Genomic DNA, 16817 nt, shown 5'->3' with positions numbered 1-16817 from the left:
GACATTTCAATTTAACACAATAATGTGAAACTTCTTTCTTGATTTTGTGAATTGTGGAACTTTTTTGAAAGAGACCTTTTTGAACAAAAACAGCCTGTTTTAGGTGTTGATAATTCATAGTGTTTTGTATCTCTTGTGATAGGATATTCGCTTCGTATTCCATTATTCAATTTTTCCATCACATACAACTTCCGGTATCATCTCTTGTTTTTGTGTCTCATCTTCCCACTTTGTCCTTTTTTTCCTTCTTCCCTTGACTTCTCACTCATCTATGTTCTATAATTTCTTACGAATCAGATGGGTTTCAATACTTCCTTAGAGGAATGGAAACATAAAGTTTTGAGAGTCCCAAAAAAGAAAGCTAAAGAGTTTCAATACTTCCTTAGAGGAATGGAAACACATACAGCGTATCATTCCTTTTTGCGTGGTAATTGTTTCAATACTTCCTTAGAGGAATGGAAACTTCGAGTTGTACCAGAATATTCGTTATCACTAACATGTTTCAATACTTCCTTAGAGGAATGGAAACTACACCGCAAAGCATTTCTCAGCGTACTGCGGATCTGGTTTCAATACTTCCTTAGAGGAATGGAAACACGATCCAATTTGTGTTCCTGTGTTGATGGTCAAGTGTTTCAATACTTCCTTAGAGGAATGGAAACTATGCAGCAGTTGCCGAACAACATTGTGCCTAGTCCGTTTCAATACTTCCTTAGAGGAATGGAAACACGCATTGAAGAAGCCATTTTAACCGGCAAAGCTAGTTTCAATACTTCCTTAGAGGAATGGAAACCGTTCTTTTTCACATGCTCAAATTAAAATGAGTCTGTTTCAATACTTCCTTAGAGGAATGGAAACACTGGTTTCTTCCAATATGCAATCACCCAATCGTCTGCGTTTCAATACTTCCTTAGAGGAATGGAAACCAAAACTGGAGTTCTTATACAGTATCCGGCTTAAGTAGTTTCAATACTTCCTTAGAGGAATGGAAACGATTGTGCAATCGATTATGATAACATGATTTATTTCAGTTTCAATACTTCCTTAGAGGAATGGAAACGACAACTATGCAGGACGTTATAGACTACACCGAACCGTTTCAATACTTCCTTAGAGGAATGGAAACGGTTCTCCAACGTATAAGAAAGATGTTGTTAGTCTAGTTTCAATACTTCCTTAGAGGAATGGAAACTGATTTTAACTCTCTTTATCCATCTGTAATGTACTTGTTTCAATACTTCCTTAGAGGAATGGAAACCAAAGGAAACAAAATTTGGCATGCAGGCAACGATGGGTTTCAATACTTCCTTAGAGGAATGGAAACACAGAACTGAAGCAATAGAGAATACAAGGCATCTCGTTTCAATACTTCCTTAGAGGAATGGAAACATGGACGTCCACCGTTCATAGCAGACTTTGAGTGGCTGTTTCAATACTTCCTTAGAGGAATGGAAACTCGCTTTCAGCAAAGTTAACTAATCGAACTTCCAGAGTTTCAATACTTCCTTAGAGGAATGGAAACGCGAGCCACCGAAGGGCAAATGGAGAAGGTTTATATGTTTCAATACTTCCTTAGAGGAATGGAAACAACATCCGCAAATCCAACAAGCATTACGGCGGTGGGGTTTCAATACTTCCTTAGAGGAATGGAAACACGACATACTTCATGAGTGGTCCATCAATCTGAACTTGTTTCAATACTTCCTTAGAGGAATGGAAACATCCCTGTGGTGTGCTCAGAACTCTAGCAGAAAAGAGTTTCAATACTTCCTTAGAGGGATGGAAACATGCAGTTTTTAATCAATGAAAATTGACCGGGGGAACTTGACGTTTTTGAGTGGATATGATAATATTTTTAGTGCTTGGAGGGTCTTTGAAGGGCGGGTGTAGCTCAATTGGTAGAGCATCGGCCTTCCAAGCCGAGGGTTGCGGGTTCGAGTCCCGTCGCCCGCTCCATGGTTTTTGGTGCGCCCGTAGCTCAACAGGATAGAGCATCGGATTTCTAATCCGAGGGTTGCAGGTTCGAGTCCTGCCGGGCGCGCCATTTTGTTTTCGTGGTGACCATAGCTCAGTTGGTAGAGCGCCTGACTGTGGATCAGGTGGTCGCGGGTTCGAGTCCCGCTGGTCACCCCAGCACGCGCCCGTAGCTCAATTGGATAGAGCGTCGGACTTCGGATCCGATGGTTGCGGGTTCGAGTCCTGCCGGGCGCGCCAGAGGAAACAAATAAACCAATGTCGCTGGAAAATATAAAGAAACACTCATCGTAGAGGAGGTAGAAACACATGGAAGTACTCAAAGTTGCTTCTAATTCCAACCCAAACAAAGTCGCTGGAGCTCTTGCTGGTGTCATCAGAGAGAAAGGCAAGGCTGAACTTCAAGCCATTGGAGCAGGAGCAGTTAACCAAGCGGTGAAAGCCATCGCTATCGCAAGGGGTTACCTTGCTCCAAGCGGAATCAACCTTGTCTGCGTTCCTGCTTTTGCGGAAGTTCAGATCAATGGAGAAACGAGAACAGCCATCAAATTCATTGTCTTTCCGAAAGACTGAATTCCCAAAGAAAAAAAGTACCCCCGCAAATGCGGGGGATTTATTTTTTTGGTGGAGCCGATGGGACTTGAACCCACGACCTCTACCGTGCGAAGGTAGCGCTCTCCCAACTGAGCTACGGCCCCACAACCGTGATCTATTATACTCGATCTTTTTGATGTGTTCAAGACTCTCCATAGGGAGATTCAAATTAAAACTTCTTCTCTTTGGCTTTTTCAAACCATCCTATCTTAGCTTCCTCGACGCAATCTATCTTGGAAGAATAAGGTTTGATGTCCAAGATCGGTGTTCCATCGATCGCGTCCAATCCTTTTACAAGCAGATTTCTTCCTTTCACTTCTAAAATTTCCACTACCGCAAAGCCGATCGGATTCGGTCTATGAGGTGAACGAGTGGAAAACACTCCATGTTCCTTTCTGTCGTGTGGTGGAACAGCGATCAGACTGTCCCTCCTTGCTCTGTCCAACCAATAAAGGACTATAAGGTGCGAACATGTCTCTATGTCCTTCAAACCTTTCTCATACTCGGGAAAGATTTCTAAAACGAATGTTTCCTGAGAAAATCTTCCCTGGAAGGGACATTCAGAAACATCTTTGTAAGGAGATCGTATCACACCTATTGGTTTGACGTAGAAAAACATGTTTTCCCTCCTCCAACAGCTGATTTTTCATATGTATTAAAAAAGTTATATTTATCATTAATGTGATCAACCATTTATTATAAGACCTTTCACAACATTCTTTGATATCATCTAATAATCTGTATTGACTGATTGCAATTTGATATGTTAAATTAATTATCAAAGGAGGGAGAAAATGAACCCTTTATAACTATCGTCCTTTTTGGTTTGGTCTTGATGTATTTCCTATTTCCAAATGATACAAACACCATCATTCTGCTCATCTTAAACTTTGCAAGTTTATTTCTCTCTTTCACCGTTTACCATGTGAGCACTAGGAGAAAAAAGGAGCCAATAGCTCTTTCTTGCTTTTTTTCCATGTTCCTTGCATTCTTTTCCATAAGAGCCTTTCTCATAGATCCTAACAAACATTGGATGTTTACAAGTAGCTCAAAAATTCTACTTGCAGAAGGATTTCTTCTCTCTCTGCTTAAAGATAGAGGTTACAGATCATGGATATTTGGAATATCTTTTTCTGTTCTATTCATCCTTTCTGTTCTTAAAGTGGAAATTTCATATTATCTTGAGGGAATTTCTCTTGCCTTCTTCCTCCTTCCCTTGTTCAAAAAAAATTCTTCCACATTTTTGAGACTGAGCGCTTTTCTTTTCTCTGCCTCCTCTATACTCTTTTATCTCTCCAAAAATGTTTATACTTATCCTGTGACAGCCGGAAACCTGTTACTGGCACTGCATTTTCTAAAAGAATACGTGGATATCCCAAGAAAAGAATCTGAGAAACTTTCGGAAGAGCTCGGAGTCAATCCGGAAGATCTTTTTGAAACCTTTAAGAATATACAGAACTTCTTTCTCAAGATTCCAGAACTCATCTCAAATACTCTGGAGAAGAACAACGAAAATGAAGTAAGAGAAGTTTTTGAACGATACTTTCCCAAACCCACCCCATCTTATTTGGAACCTTTCAAACAAGCCTTTTCTAGTTTCATCGAAAAATATATCAAATTCCTGGAGGAAAATCGAAAATTCCAAGAGGTTTACATCATTTTAGTGAAGAATCTCGCCCATAACTTGAAAAATCCGATAAACGCCGTGTACGTGAACGCACAGCTCTTACGATACAAATACCCCGAAACATTCGAAATTGCCAAAAACATCGAGAGAACATGTCATGTAATGTTGAAAGAGATAGACAAGATTCTTAACATTTCTGTTGGAAAAACGAGTAATGTAAGAAAAGAAGATTTGGAAATGGCCATATCTCCAATCTTGGAAATAGCCAAATCAAAAAAACTGGAAGTGAATTTGAAAATGGATTTCGATGAAATCCAATTGGACAAAGATGCCTTCCTTTCCATAGTGACCAATCTTTTTTCAAACGCAGTAAAATACACTCCTTTTGGAAAAGTATCCCTAACAATCGAGAAACGAAATGATAAAATTATTCTGATGATCTCCGATACAGGGCCAGGATTGAATTCAACGAGTGGTTTTGGACTCCTCACAGTAAGTAAACTGGTCAACTATCTAAGGGGGACGATGGAGATAATTCGAAAGAATGGAACAACATTCAAAATAGAGATCCCCCTCGGAGGTGAAAGAAATGAGCATTCTAATAGTTGAGGATGATGACATTACACGAGAAGCAATGGCCCAATATTTGAAACTTAGTGGATTCGAGGTGCTCGAAACCAATTCTGGAGAAAAAGCCATCGACTTTTCGAACATGATCGATGTTGCGTTAATAGATGTGAAACTTCCAGGAATGAGCGGAATAGAAGTTGTGAGTGAAATAAAATCCAGAAATCCTTCCTGCGTGGTCTTTGTCATAACGGCGTACGACGATAAAGAAACCATCAAAAAATGTGTGGAAGCTGGAGCCGACGATTTCATCAAAAAACCGGTGAATCTTGAACTCCTGAAACTCAAAATAACTCACGCTATCAGAAACAAGATCTTCCATCTTTACAGAAGCAGTTACATGAAATCTCTAAAAGAGCGTCTCGAAATCATAGAAAAAACCGCAGAAGAATTCTTCACCGAGTACGAGGATTTTATGTTCGAGATCTTGGATATATTGAACATGTTGTCCGAGTACAGAGACGTTGAAACCTACAGACACACAGAAAGAGTTGGATGGCTTTCTGGAAGGATAGCAGAGGTCATGGGACTAGATGAACTCTTAGTCACCGAAATACAATTCTCTGCCCCTTTGCATGATATAGGGAAAATCGGAATTCCCGATAAAGTCCTTTTAAAACCTGGAATTCTTACGCCTGAAGAGTTCGAGATCATGAAACAACACACTATTATAGGTTTCAGGATACTGAGTAGAAGCTCTTCTCCCATTCTACAAATGGGTGCAGAAATCTCTCTCACTCACCACGAAAGATGGAACGGTTCTGGCTATCCTCGAGGATTGAAAAGAAAAGAGATACCAATATCGGGACTCATAGTTGCTGTCGCAGACAGTTTCGATGCAATGGTAACAGAAAGACCTTACAAAAGAGCCAAAACTCTGGATGAAGCGTTTCAAGAGATAGAGTTACTATCTGGTAAGCTGTACTCTCCCGAAGTTGTGGAAGCTTTTTTGAGTTTGGAGAAGGAAATAAGGGAAGTCTATAGGAGGGAAAAGGATGAAAATTCCTCCCACCAAAGCGGGGGTTCACATAAAAGCTCCAGTGGAGAAGGTCTGGAAGGTCTTCGTGAATGAACGTGGTTGGGATGATTGGTTGACAGACGGAATGAGAATGGAAATCAAAGAAGGTGGAAAGATATTCTTTCGTTGGTTCAGAAAAACGTTTGGGGAGGAAGTCACCGATGAGGGGATCATCCACAGACTCGTTCCTCCCCGCCTTATCGAATTTTCCTGGAACTCTTACGAAGATGGCTACAGATCGAGAGTGAAAATGGAATTTTTTCCTTCTTCCTACGGTGGAACATGGGTTCAAATCGAAGATCATACACTAGTTCTCAATGAAAAAGACATGGAAATAAAACTCGTTTGTGCCGTGGGATGGGGAGAAATGCTCACTCTCGCAAAGGTATGGATAGAATACGGGATATCAACTCTCGATAGCCCGTGATAGTTTCTCCACGATTTCCTCTATCTCTTCCCTGTTTTTTCCCTCCACTGTAATCCTTATGACAGGTTCCGTACCCGATGGCCTAACAACGACACGGTAGCCATCTGCGGTGATTTTCTCGATCAGTTTTTTCAATTCATCACTTTCTAATGATGTTTTTTCTGTTCTCTTCACATTTTTAGTAATTTGAGGGTAATCAGGTATCACTTTGGCTAGTTCAGACAGAGCCTTACCACTATTTTTGAGGATTCTCATTATCTCCAGAGCGGTTATGAGGCCGTCTCCTGTGGTGCTTCTGTCAAGAATGATTATGTGCCCTGATCTTTCCCCTCCCAAGTTCGACCTCAATCTCAACATTTCTTCCAAGACGTATTTATCCCCCACCTTTGTCCGGACAAGCTTCACACCTTTTCCTTTCAGATACTCTTCGAGACCTCCGTTAGTCATGACAGTTCCAACCACCATGTTGTTCTTCAAGCGACCTTCTCTCATCATCCCATTTGCTAATATCCCTATGATTTTGTCACCGTTGATAACGTTTCTCTCTTCGTCCACTGCCAACACTCGATCACCGTCTCCGTCGAATGTGAAGCCGATCTTTCCGTTCTTCATTTGTTCTGCTAGAAACTTCGGATGGGTAGCTCCGCATCCTTGATTGATGAGCAATCCATCTTGAGAGTGATTGAACACCTCTACACTCGCTCCTAAAAATTCGAACACATCCTTAGCTGTGACCGTAGTTGCACCATTTGCCAAATCGAGAGAAACCCTCTCGCCTGTGAGATCCAAATCCTTGAACATTTCAAGAATTGCTCCTATGTACATGTCTTTTCCTTCTTTGAAAGATTTCACTCTCCCTACAATATAACGTTTGGAAAAATCCTCCTTCTCCAACCTCTTCTCTATTTCTTCCTCCATCTTGTCCGGTATCTTGTAACCACTTTTCAGAATCTTTATCCCATTGTACTCTGGAGGATTATGAGATGCAGATATAACCACTCCGAAAGATCTGGTGATTCGCGTAAGGAGAGCAACAGCGGGTGTTGGAAGAATTCCACAAGAGAGAACGTCCACACCCATGGAAGTAATACCGGCGGAAAGTGCGGCTTCCAACGAATCTCCAGAGACTCTCGTATCTTTTCCTATGATGACCTTTTCATTCTCAATCATCTCTCCCAAAGCTTTTCCAACCTTGAAAGCCAGATCATCTGTCAGTGTTTCTCCAAAAACACCCCTTATTCCATCGGTACCAAAGTATTTCATCGCTATAACCTCCTCTTCTCCAACGAATAGATGTGCTTTTTGTAATTTCTGAAATAAGCATGGGAATCTCCTTCTTCGTTGTATCTGTAATGATAAACGATGTCAGGATCGATGTCCTCAAATATCAGCCCTTCTTCATTCGGAATTTCTTTCATGATCTTACCGTTTGGTCCTACTATCCTTGTTCTGCCAACAAATTCTGTAAAACCCTCACCACACATGGAGGAAGCAACAAGGAACACACCGTTTTCTACGGCTCGAGCTCTGGTCGCGACATCGTAAGTGTGCTCCCTCATCTTACCGAACGCGAAGGAAGCAAGAATAATCTTACTTCCCTTGAAAGCTAGAATACGTGAAATTTCTGGAAAACCTATCTCGTAGCAGATCAACGTACCAAAGACGACGTTTTTGTAGGAGAACGCCAAGTAGTACTCTCCTGGCTCGAATATATCTTTTTCTCCACGGAAGAGATGTGTTTTATCATAGAAGAGCAATTCTTTTTTCTTTTTGAAAATCACCAAAGAATTTCTTAACTTTCCAAGCACTGTCCTCGGAGTTCCCACAACGATCACGATTTGTCCTTCTCTGGACAACTTCAAAAGTTTTTTCTTTGCGACCTCTTTGAAAAACACCGATCCCTTTTTCATTACTCCCTCGTCCCAAGTGTAACCACTGATTGTGAGTTCTGGAAAGACGATCAACGAAACCCCGTTGTCGATGGCTTCTTCCACAAAATGCCCTATTCTCTCTAGATTCCACTGGTATTCACCGATTCTCGGAAGCATTTGCACGGCTGCTATTCGCAATTTCGTACACCTTCCTTGCAAGTGTTTCTTGTTTCATCCAATAACCATCTAGTATGCCTTTCGAAGCAAGTCTTCCGAGAAATTTGTAATGGTCCTTTGTGAGTTTCCCAGGCCCTACATTGAAGAGTTCCGTTCCGGGGAGAGGCATGAAAGTATGCGCATGTATCTTGGCGCCGTACTTGTTCACTATCTTCACGATGAAATTGAAGGTTTCTTCGATATCTTCTCTCGTTTCAAACGGAAAACCGAATATGAAATCCACATGAGGTGTGAAACCATGCGCCGCTATCTTCTCTATGGCTTCTTCGACTTGCTCCACGGTATGTCCCCTCTTTATGATCTTGAGGACTCGGTCGCTACCACTCTGAGCTCCTATTACGACCGAACGATTGTTGACGTACTTCTTAATCACACTCAAAACCTCGTCGGTCACAGACTCGGGACGCACTTCTGAAGGAAAGGTTCCAAAGTATATTTCCTCTATACCGACTCTTCTGAGACCAAAGAGAAGCTCTTCTATCTTTTCTACATTAGGAGTTACTCCGTTCTTAGAGCCGTACCCAAAAGAGTTCGATGCTATGAAGCGAGCGAGCTTTCTACCATGTTTCACCCCGAGATTTGCATAGTGAAGAATCACATCTACATCACGATGCCTTACAACTCTTCCCGCTATGTTCGGTGTTTGGCAGTACGCACATGAGAAGGGACACCCCCTGGAGATCTCTATGGGCATGTAAATCCTTTTCGAGGGAAGAAAGGGTGGATAATGATTCAAATTGATCCTCTTCGATAGGCCATCGAAGATTCTCAGACGTTCCCCCATTATGAACCTTATGATGTTCTCTTCACCGTCTCCCACGAAAACATGATCAAACCCCAGCCTCAAACAACCTTCGGGATCAGCTGTCGCATGTGGCCCACCAGCTATGACCGTGTAGCCCCTCTTTTTGAGAATTTTTACCTCTTTTTCCACAAGATCTAGATCGAAGCTCATGAAGGAGTACGCAACAACAGTTTCATCAGCTGGAAATCTCTCTATTTCGTCCAACTTCACTGTCTTCGCCATGATATCGAGATTTCTGCTGTATACCGCAGAAAGGAGAGCAGCAAGACTGTACCAATTATTCTTCAATTCTCTGAACAGAATGTACATCGAGTGCCACCTCTTCTATAAACTCGTGGAAAAACGGCTTTGGATCCTCTTCGCTCTTGACTGTTCTGTCTAGATCATAGAGTTTCCTGAGAATCTCTTTCAATTTATCGATATCGTAGTAAAGAAGGTGGTTTATCACCTTGAACTTCCACGTCTTGAACGAAAAGCCCAGAAAACGTGCAACCCTCGGCACAGGGATGTTGAGTTCTTTAGATATTTTCGAGATGTCCGGCCAGGTGTAGTATCTTTTTCTCGTCACCAAAACAACCAATTTGAAAAGATCAAGAAAGTGATTCACAAGGGCTGCGGCAATCACCACGGGTTCAGTCGTTTTCCACAATTGTGACAGAAGTGCGTGAGCAAGTTTTCTTTTTCCCTCAGAAACAGCAAAACAGAACTCGTCGTAACCTGGCGTTTGATAAGTGAAAACAACTTCTTCCACATCTTCCGCTGTTACTTCACCCGTGTCAGAATAGGCCTTTAACTTCTCTATTTCCCTTTCCACAAGAAGATCGTTGGTACCCACTTTGGAGAAAAACAACTGCAGAGCATCTTTGGTGATTTTCAGGCCATTTTCTCTGAAACGCCTTTCTATCCATTCGAGCCACTTATCCGTTTCCCAAGGTTTTGGAAGATCCAAAGTTACACCTTTTTCTTTTGTCTTCTGGGATCGAACGAATATATAAACGTCCGGTGGCACGTTTTTTACGAGCTCCAGGAAACGCTTCTGATCCTGAGCCTTCCAAGAATCAAAATCAACGATGTCGATCACAGTTTTTCCAGAGAATATCGTTTTCGTGTTGATCACAGACTTTATAAAATTCAATTTATCAGGATCGTCAGGATGAATTCTTATATACTCAACATCTTTTTCCTTGCTTAGGGCCTTCTTTATGAGTTCCTCTTTTTTTGTCTCCGCTGCTCCTGTAAGAAAACTCACCGGCATTCAATCACCTCTCACTGAAAATTTTAACATGTTTGAAAATATACTTCAAAAGTGATATCATGAAAACAAGGAGGTGATGCCTATGAAAAAAGTGGTTTTTTGGTCAGCTCTGATTACAGCAGGCCTCTTATTGTTAGTTTCTGGGTGTATCCCAATACCTATCCCGATCGATCTAGGAAACCCTGGATTAGAACCAATGGTAATGGAAGTACCTGAAGGTGCAACATCGACGACGTCAGAAGCAACTTGGACGAGTTTCACGATAAGACATCAGGATATTGAAAACGCCCAAAGAGAAGCTGGTGTTCCTGGTACCGTTCAATTCCACAAAATTGAAGTAACAGGAAGAATCGAAGTAGAAGGGGATCTCAAAGTGAACGGCTTTATAGGGTTTTCAACTACAGAACCAACTTCTACACCAACTACAGGCGACTTTTCTTTAAATATTGATACCAGCATTAAGCCTGACTACGACATTTCCCTTTCCTCGGACGACTCACCTGCTTTGAAGACAGCCCTTAACAGGATAAACAATGGAGAAGACGTAACACTTTGGGTGATACTCGGTTATGAAAGTATTGAATCAACCAATGGTGCAACTGTTACAATAACAGTCAACAACGTGAGACTCTGGATTACCTGGACTGCCTGGTAAAAGAAAAGCCCCTCTTTACGAGGGGCTTCATTTCTCGTCGAACGAAAGCTCCATGTAATCTGCTTTCACACCTGGAAGCTTGTTCAACTTGTCACACAATTCCCTGTGTTGCTCAGGGCTTCCAACGAGTTCTAAAACAATCAAGCCCGCTTCTGAACAGTTATCTAAAACCCCGTCATGAAGTCCCAACCTTGTTTTGATCAAGCAACCCCAAGCGGTGAGTATCTTTTGAACCTTCTCGGCGGTCTCCTTTCTGTTTTCCACAAGGATGGCCATCACCGTTTTGATTGGAAGCTTTTCTGCCACAAGATCACCCCCTTGTTAAAATTTTATCATATATCCCTTCTCTGGTTAAAAATAGGAAAAATCAGTCGAAAAGCTCCACCTATACAAAAAGGAAGTACTTCGTAAGTAATGCTCGAAATTCTAAAAAGTACCACAGAAGATTAAAAAAACTTTAAGTTCAAGTACAAAAACACAAAAACAAAAAGCGGGAGCTAAAAAGCTCCCGCTACTCTACAAACCCCGGGCGCTACCTACTCTCGCATGGGGCTGCCCCCATACTACCATCGGCCCAGGGCGGCTTAACGGCCGGGTTCGGAATGGAACCGGGTGTTTCCCGCCCCAGTATCAGCACCCGGGGATACTTGAAGGGCCATTGGAAACTGCATAGGGGATTTCGGAGGTCAAGGCCTCGGCCGATTAGTACCGGTGGGCTCAACGCCTTGCGGCGCTTACACCCCCGGCCTATCAAGGTCCTCTTCTCGGACCGGCCTTACTCCCTTAACGGGATGGGAGGCCTAATCTTGGGGCGCGCTTCCCGCTTAGATGCTTTCAGCGGTTATCGCTTAGGGGCATAGCTACCCGGCGTATGCCGCTGGCGCGACAGCCGGTACACCAGAGGCCCCCTCCTCCCGGTCCTCTCGTACAAGGGAGGACCCCCCTCAAGCCTCCTACGCCCGCGGCAGATAGGGACCGACCTGTCTCACGACGGTCTGAACCCAGCTCACGTACCCCTTTAATGGGCGAACAGCCCAACCCTTGGGACCTGCTTCAGCCCCAGGATGGGATGAGCCGACATCGAGGTGCCGAACCCCGCCGTCGATGTGAACTCTCGGGCGGGACCAGCCTGTTATCCCCGGGGTAACTTTTATCCGTTGATCGACGGCCCTTCCACACGGGACCGCCGGGTCACTAGGGCCGGGTTTCCCCCCTGCTCGGCCTGTCGGCCTCGCAGTCAGGCCGGCTTATGCCCTTGCACTCTACGGTGGATTTCCAACCCACCTGAGCCGACCTTTGCGCACCTCCGTTACCTTTTAGGAGGTGACCGCCCCAGTCAAACTGCCCACCTGGCACTGTCCCCACCCTGCTTTTCACAGGGTCAGGTTAGGACTCCAGTGCACCGAGGGTGGTATTCCACTGGCGGCTCCACCGCCCCTGGCGAGGCGGCTTCACAGCCTCCCACCTATTCTATACACGATGCACCAGAGCCCAATACCAGGCTGCAGTAAAGCTCCACGGGGTCTTTCCGTCTAGCCGCGGGTACTGGGCATCTTCACCCAGACTGAAATTTCACCGGGCCCCCCGCCGAGACAGTGCCCCAGTCGTTACGCCATTCATGCAGGTCGGAACTTACCCGACAAGGAATTTCGCTACCTTAGGACCGTTATAGTTACGGCCGCCGTTTACCGGGGCTTCGGGTCGGAGCTACGCTCCCACAAGGGGAGCCTCACCCCTCCCCTTAACCTTCCGGCACTGGGCAGGCGTCAGTCCCTATACTTCCTCTTTTCGAGTTAGCAGAGACCTGTGTTTTTGGTAAACAGTCGCCAGGGCCTTGTCACTGCGACCGCCTCGGGCTCCCCCAGTTTCCGGGTTGCCCCTTCCCCTGGGTTCACCCTAACGCGGCACCCCTTCTCCCGAAGTTACGGGGCCAATTTGCCGAGTTCCTTGGCGAGGGTTCACCCGCTCCCCTGAGCCTTCTCAGCCCGCCCACCTGTGTCGGTTTGCGGAACGGGCACCTACGGTCTCAAGCGGCACGCGAGGTTTTTCTCGGCAGTGTGGGGTCAGCGCCGTTGGTCCCCGAAGGGACCTCCCCATCACGGCTCAGGCTCGGGGCGCGGATTTACCTACGCCCGTCATCGCCCTAACCGCTTGGAGGGGCATGCCACTTGCCCCCGGCACTTACCCTCCTGCGTCACCCCTCGTGCCATCGACCGCAGGTGGCGCCGGAATATTAACCGGCTTCCCTTCGGCTACCCCTTTCGGGTTCACCTTAGGGTCCCGGCTAACCCTGGGCGGACGACCCTTCCCCAGGTACCCTTGGGCTTACGGGGGGAGGGATTCTCACCCTCCTCTCGTTACTCATGCCCGCATTCTCACTTCCGCCTCGTCCAGCGGCCCTCGCGGGTCCGCCTTCACCCTACAGCGGAACGCTCCCCTACCGCCAGTACCTCCAGTGGAGGTACTGACCCGCGGCTTCGGGGGGTGGCTTAAGCCCCGTTACATTTTCGGTGCAGAGCGCCTCGGCTGGTGAGCTGTTACGCACTCTTTAAATGATGGCTGCTTCTAAGCCAACATCCCAGCTGTCTTAGGCGCTCCACATCCTTTCCCACTTAGCCACCTCTTCGGGCCCTTAGCCGGCGGTCTGGGTTGTTCCCCTCTCGTCCGCGGAGCTTATCCCCCGCGGGCTCACTCCCGGGCTTTGTGTGCAGGGATTCGGAGTTTGACGGGGTTCGGAGGAAAACCCCCTAGCCCCATCAGTGCTCTACCCCCTGCACAGACCACCCGAGGCTGCACCTCAATGCATTTCGGGGAGAACCAGCTATCACCGGGTTCGGTTAGCTTTTCACTCCTACCCCCAGGTCATCCGAGGACTTTTCACTGTCCACCGGTTCGGGCCTCCAGTGGGTTTTAACCCACCTTCACCCTGCCCAGGGGTAGCTCACCCGGCTTCGGGTCTGCCGCCGGTGACTGAGCGCCCTATTCGGACTCGCTTTCGCTACGGCTCCGCCTCTCTCGGCTTAACCTCGCCACCGACGGCAACTCGCGGGCTCATTAATCAAAAGGCACGCCGTCACCCCCAAATGGGGGCTCCGACTTCTTGTAGGCACGCGGTTTCAGGTCCTCTTTCACTCCCCTTCCGGGGTGCTTTTCACCTTTCCCTCACGGTACTGGTGCGCTATCGGACGGCGGGTAGTATTTAGCCTTGGAGGGTGGTCCCCCCAGCTTCCCACGGGATTCCACGTGTCCCGCGGTACTCGGGATCACGGCCCAGGGAGTCCCTCCCCTTTCGCCTACGGGGCTGTCACCCTCTCCGGCCCACCTTCCCAGGTGGTTCGGCTAGAGGAGGGATTTGTAACTCCCCGGCGAGTCCGTGGCCTCGCCCGGCCGTGTCCCGCAACCCCAGCGTGGCAACGCCCACGGGCTTTGACACCACGCTGGTTTGGGCTCCTCCCCGTTCGCTCGCCGCTACTAGGGGAATCTCGTTTGATTTCTTTTCCTCGGGGTACTGAGATGTTTCACTTCCCCCGGTGTCGCACCGCCTTTCGGCGGCGAGTGACCTTATCGGCCACCCAGGTTTCCCCATTCGGGAATCCCGGGATCAACGCCTGCTTGCGGCTCCCCCGGGCTTATCGCAGCTTGCCACGCCCTTCATCGCCTCCCGCCGCCAAGGCATCCACCGCGTGCCCTTAGTACCTTGACCTCCTACTTTCCCCTATGCAGTTTTCAATGACCCTTCACCTTGGTGGAGACGAGGGGATTCGAACCCCTGGCCTCCTGCTTGCAAAGCAGGCGCTCTCCCAGCTGAGCTACGTCCCCACCAATGGTGGGCTCGGGTGGACTCGAACCACCGACCTCACGCTTATCAGGCGTGCGCTCTGACCGACTGAGCTACGAGCCCCCGAGCCATTGGAATATGGATAGCAGCCCCGGAAATCTCCTAGAAAGGAGGTGATCCAGCCGCACCTTCCGGTACGGCTACCTTGTTACGACTTCGCCCCCCTCGCCAGGTTCTCCCTCGACACCCCCCCTCCCTTTCGGGTTGGGGCAGGTGTCTTCGGGAGCCCCCGACTCGGGTGGCGTGACGGGCGGTGTGTACAAGGCCCGGGAACGTATTCACCGCGGCATGGCTGATCCGCGATTACTAGCGATTCCGGCTTCACGCAGGCGGGTTGCAGCCTGCGATCCGAACTGAGGGCGGCTTTGGGGATTGGCTCCCCCTCGCGGGGTCGCAACCCATTGTACCGCCCATTGTAGCGCGTGTGTCGCCCAGGGCATAAGGGGCACGAGTACCTGACGTCATCCCCTCCTTCCTCCGGCTCGTCGCCGGCAGTCCCCCTAGAGTGCCCGGCCGAACCGCTGGCAACTAGGGGCAGGGGTTGCGCTCGTTGCGGGACTTAACCCAACACCTCACGGCACGAGCTGACGACGGCCGTGCACCACCTGTGCCGGCTCCCAGTCCCGAAGGACTGGGTCCCTACCCCTTTCGGGGAGGTACCACCGGCATGTCAAGCCCTGGTAAGGTTCTTGGCTTAGCATCCAATTAAACCACACGCTCCACCGCTTGTGCGGGCCCCCGTCAATTCCTTTGAGTTTCACCCTTGCGGGCGTACTCCCCAGGCGGCCCACTTAACGCGTTAGCTTCAGCACGGAGGGAGTGACCCCCCCACACCTAGTGGGCATCGTTTACAGCCAGGACTACCCGGGTATCTAATCCGGTTTGCTCCCCTGGCTTTCGGGCCTCAGCGTCGGGGTCGGCCCAGGAGACCGGCTTCCCCACCGGCGTTCCTGCCGATATCTACGGATTTCACCCCTACACCGGCAGTTCCGTCTCCCTCTACCGCCCCCAAGCCTGGTAGTTTCGGATGCAGCCCCACGGTTGAGCCGTGGGATTTCACATCCGACACACCAGGCCGCCTACGCCCCCTTTACGCCCAGTAAATCCGGGTAACGCTCGCCCCCTACGTATTACCGCGGCTGCTGGCACGTAGTTAGCCGGGGCTTTCTAGCGGGGTACCGTCATCGGCAGGGCATTTCCTCCCTGCCTTATTCGTCCCCCGCCACAGCGGTTTACACCCCGAAGGGCTTCGTCCCGCACGCGGCGTCGCTGGATCAGGGTTTCCCCCATTGTCCAAGATTCCCCACTGCTGCCTCCCGTAGGAGTGGGGCCCGTGTCTCAGTGCCCCTGTGGCCGACCACCCTCTCAGGCCGGCTACCCGTCGTAGGCTTGGTGGGCCGTTACCCCACCAACTACCTGATGGGCCGCGGGCCCCTCCTCCGGCGGAGCAAACGCTCCTTTCCTCCGCCCACTTACGTGGACGGAGCGTATGGGGTATTAGCCAGGGTTTCCCCTGGTTATCCCCCTCCGGAGGATAGGTTACCCACGTGTTACTCACCCGTCCGCCGCTGAGTACTCCTCCCCAAAGGGGAGTTTCCTCCGCTCGACTTGCATGTGTTAGGCACGCCGCCAGCGTTCACCCTGAGCCAGGATCAAACCCTCCATATAAGATTCGATCCAGGCTCAACAAATTTGGGGCTGCTATCCATATTTCAATGACCCGAGGACAAAAACCATGAAGTTTTCTTCGGCTCCGGGGTACGTAACTTCTCCTTAGCGGTTTTATTCTTTTTTTGCCTTTTTGAAGACCCTTCATCTCAACGTCGCCGAGATAAATAATAGCATTCCTTCAACGCTCGTTCAATTAAGAAAAAGATAAGCAATAGTTA

11 protein-coding genes, 7 tRNA genes, 3 rRNA genes and 1 CRISPR repeat array are annotated in these 16817 nt (G+C 47.9%); of the genes, 9 read left to right on the top strand and 12 right to left on the bottom strand.

The features are described 5' to 3' along the window. Positions 1–301: 301 nt before the first annotated feature. A CRISPR array of direct repeats spans positions 302–1787; the repeat unit is 30 nt; unit sequence GTTTCAATACTTCCTTAGAGGAATGGAAAC. 93 nt (positions 1788–1880) lie between these two features. From AS005_RS07910 to AS005_RS07890, 5 genes are all read left to right on the top strand, one after another. Continuing rightward, positions 1881–1956: transfer RNA gene (locus AS005_RS07910), tRNA-Gly, on the top strand. 11 nt (positions 1957–1967) lie between these two features. Beyond that, a tRNA-Arg gene (locus AS005_RS07905) sits at positions 1968–2044 on the top strand. Between the two features lie 13 nt (positions 2045–2057). After that, positions 2058–2133 (top strand) — tRNA-His (locus AS005_RS07900). Between the two features lie 4 nt (positions 2134–2137). Then, a tRNA-Arg gene (locus AS005_RS07895) sits at positions 2138–2214 on the top strand. Positions 2215–2283: 69 nt separating this feature from the next. Then, entirely contained in the window at positions 2284–2547 is a 264-nt protein-coding gene (locus AS005_RS07890) for a stage V sporulation protein S (protein ID WP_004082838.1), read from the top strand. Between the two features lie 49 nt (positions 2548–2596). Here AS005_RS07890 and AS005_RS07885 read toward each other — a convergent pair. After that, a tRNA-Ala gene (locus tag AS005_RS07885) sits at positions 2597–2672 on the bottom strand. A gap of 65 nt (positions 2673–2737) precedes the next feature. After that, positions 2738–3187 (bottom strand): tRNA (N6-threonylcarbamoyladenosine(37)-N6)-methyltransferase TrmO, encoded by a 450-nt coding sequence (gene tsaA / locus AS005_RS07880; RefSeq protein ID WP_101511158.1) that lies wholly within the window; start codon positions 3185–3187, stop codon positions 2738–2740. A gap of 216 nt (positions 3188–3403) precedes the next feature. Here tsaA and AS005_RS07875 point away from each other — a divergent pair, with 216 nt between their 5' ends. From AS005_RS07875 to AS005_RS07865, 3 genes are read left to right on the top strand one after another with little or no spacing between them, the layout of a single operon-like run. Then, entirely contained in the window at positions 3404–4804 is a 1401-nt protein-coding gene (locus AS005_RS07875; protein ID WP_233186296.1) for a HAMP domain-containing sensor histidine kinase, read from the top strand. Next, the gene (locus tag AS005_RS07870; RefSeq protein ID WP_101511156.1) at positions 4785–5894 is read left to right on the top strand and encodes a two-component system response regulator; all 1110 of its coding nucleotides are present in this window, start codon (positions 4785–4787) and stop codon (positions 5892–5894) included. Before AS005_RS07875 ends, AS005_RS07870 begins: the two co-directional genes overlap by 20 nt. Next, positions 5818–6267, top strand: a complete 450-nt coding sequence (locus AS005_RS07865; RefSeq protein WP_101511155.1) for an SRPBCC domain-containing protein — start codon at positions 5818–5820, stop codon at positions 6265–6267. The genes AS005_RS07870 and AS005_RS07865 overlap by 77 nt, the downstream gene beginning before the upstream one ends. Here the strand turns inward: AS005_RS07865 and glmM are convergent. From glmM to holA, 4 genes are read right to left on the bottom strand one after another with little or no spacing between them, the layout of a single operon-like run. After that, complete coding sequence (glmM, locus tag AS005_RS07860) at positions 6247–7530, bottom strand: phosphoglucosamine mutase (protein WP_199203889.1); 1284 nt, start codon at positions 7528–7530, stop codon at positions 6247–6249. The genes AS005_RS07865 and glmM overlap by 21 nt on opposite strands. A gap of 2 nt (positions 7531–7532) precedes the next feature. After that, positions 7533–8315: a carbon-nitrogen hydrolase family protein gene (locus AS005_RS07855; protein WP_369819491.1), complete on the bottom strand. Its 783-nt coding sequence runs from the start codon at positions 8313–8315 to the stop codon at positions 7533–7535. Next, the gene (locus tag AS005_RS07850) at positions 8296–9489 is read right to left on the bottom strand and encodes a TIGR04013 family B12-binding domain/radical SAM domain-containing protein (RefSeq protein ID WP_101511152.1); all 1194 of its coding nucleotides are present in this window, start codon (positions 9487–9489) and stop codon (positions 8296–8298) included. The genes AS005_RS07855 and AS005_RS07850 overlap by 20 nt, the downstream gene beginning before the upstream one ends. Further along, a complete protein-coding gene (holA, locus tag AS005_RS07845) occupies positions 9458–10435 on the bottom strand; it encodes a DNA polymerase III subunit delta (protein ID WP_101511151.1) in 978 nt (325 codons plus the stop codon). The genes AS005_RS07850 and holA overlap by 32 nt, the downstream gene beginning before the upstream one ends. A gap of 82 nt (positions 10436–10517) precedes the next feature. Between holA and AS005_RS07840 the strand changes: the two genes are divergently transcribed. Continuing rightward, on the top strand, positions 10518–11090 hold the full coding sequence (locus AS005_RS07840; protein ID WP_101511150.1) for a hypothetical protein: 573 nt from the start codon (positions 10518–10520) through the stop codon (positions 11088–11090). A gap of 27 nt (positions 11091–11117) precedes the next feature. Here AS005_RS07840 and AS005_RS07835 read toward each other — a convergent pair whose 3' ends face one another. The 6 genes from AS005_RS07835 to AS005_RS07810 all read right to left on the bottom strand — a co-directional run bounded on the left by AS005_RS07835 (position 11118) and on the right by AS005_RS07810 (position 16596). Beyond that, the gene (locus AS005_RS07835; protein WP_101511149.1) at positions 11118–11396 is read right to left on the bottom strand and encodes a hypothetical protein; all 279 of its coding nucleotides are present in this window, start codon (positions 11394–11396) and stop codon (positions 11118–11120) included. Positions 11397–11614: 218 nt separating this feature from the next. Continuing rightward, positions 11615–11731 (bottom strand): 5S ribosomal RNA (rrf, locus tag AS005_RS07830). A 41-nt stretch (positions 11732–11772) separates the two neighbouring features. After that, a 23S ribosomal RNA gene (locus AS005_RS07825) occupies positions 11773–14793 on the bottom strand. 40 nt (positions 14794–14833) lie between these two features. Beyond that, positions 14834–14909, bottom strand: a tRNA-Ala gene (locus tag AS005_RS07820). Positions 14910–14914: 5 nt separating this feature from the next. Then, positions 14915–14991 (bottom strand) — tRNA-Ile (locus tag AS005_RS07815). 43 nt (positions 14992–15034) lie between these two features. After that, a 16S ribosomal RNA gene (locus AS005_RS07810) occupies positions 15035–16596 on the bottom strand. The 16S, 23S and 5S rRNA genes sit together here with 2 tRNA genes alongside, the layout of an rRNA operon. Between the last annotated feature and the right edge of the window lie 221 nt (positions 16597–16817).

Origin of the sequence: Thermotoga sp. KOL6 (assembly GCF_002866025.1) — a bacterium.
Lineage (GTDB): Bacteria > Thermotogota > Thermotogae > Thermotogales > Thermotogaceae > Thermotoga.
Note: the sequence above shows the minus strand (reverse complement) of the source record. Positions and strands in the feature narration are given on the sequence as shown.

Excerpts from the sequence above, each read along its gene's own strand:
- AS005_RS07890 (WP_004082838.1), top strand. The coding sequence starts at position 2,284 with ATGGAAGTACTCAAAGTTGCTTCTAATTCCAACCCAAACAAAGTCGCT.
- tsaA (WP_101511158.1), bottom strand. The coding sequence starts at position 3,187 with ATGTTTTTCTACGTCAAACCAATAGGTGTGATACGATCTCCTTACAAA.
- AS005_RS07875 (WP_233186296.1), top strand. The coding sequence starts at position 3,404 with ATGTATTTCCTATTTCCAAATGATACAAACACCATCATTCTGCTCATC.
- AS005_RS07870 (WP_101511156.1), top strand. The coding sequence starts at position 4,785 with ATGAGCATTCTAATAGTTGAGGATGATGACATTACACGAGAAGCAATG.
- AS005_RS07865 (WP_101511155.1), top strand. The coding sequence starts at position 5,818 with ATGAAAATTCCTCCCACCAAAGCGGGGGTTCACATAAAAGCTCCAGTG.
- glmM (WP_199203889.1), bottom strand. The coding sequence starts at position 7,530 with ATGAAATACTTTGGTACCGATGGAATAAGGGGTGTTTTTGGAGAAACA.
- AS005_RS07855 (WP_369819491.1), bottom strand. The coding sequence starts at position 8,315 with ATGCTTCCGAGAATCGGTGAATACCAGTGGAATCTAGAGAGAATAGGG.
- AS005_RS07850 (WP_101511152.1), bottom strand. The coding sequence starts at position 9,489 with ATGTACATTCTGTTCAGAGAATTGAAGAATAATTGGTACAGTCTTGCT.
- holA (WP_101511151.1), bottom strand. The coding sequence starts at position 10,435 with ATGCCGGTGAGTTTTCTTACAGGAGCAGCGGAGACAAAAAAAGAGGAA.
- AS005_RS07840 (WP_101511150.1), top strand. The coding sequence starts at position 10,518 with ATGAAAAAAGTGGTTTTTTGGTCAGCTCTGATTACAGCAGGCCTCTTA.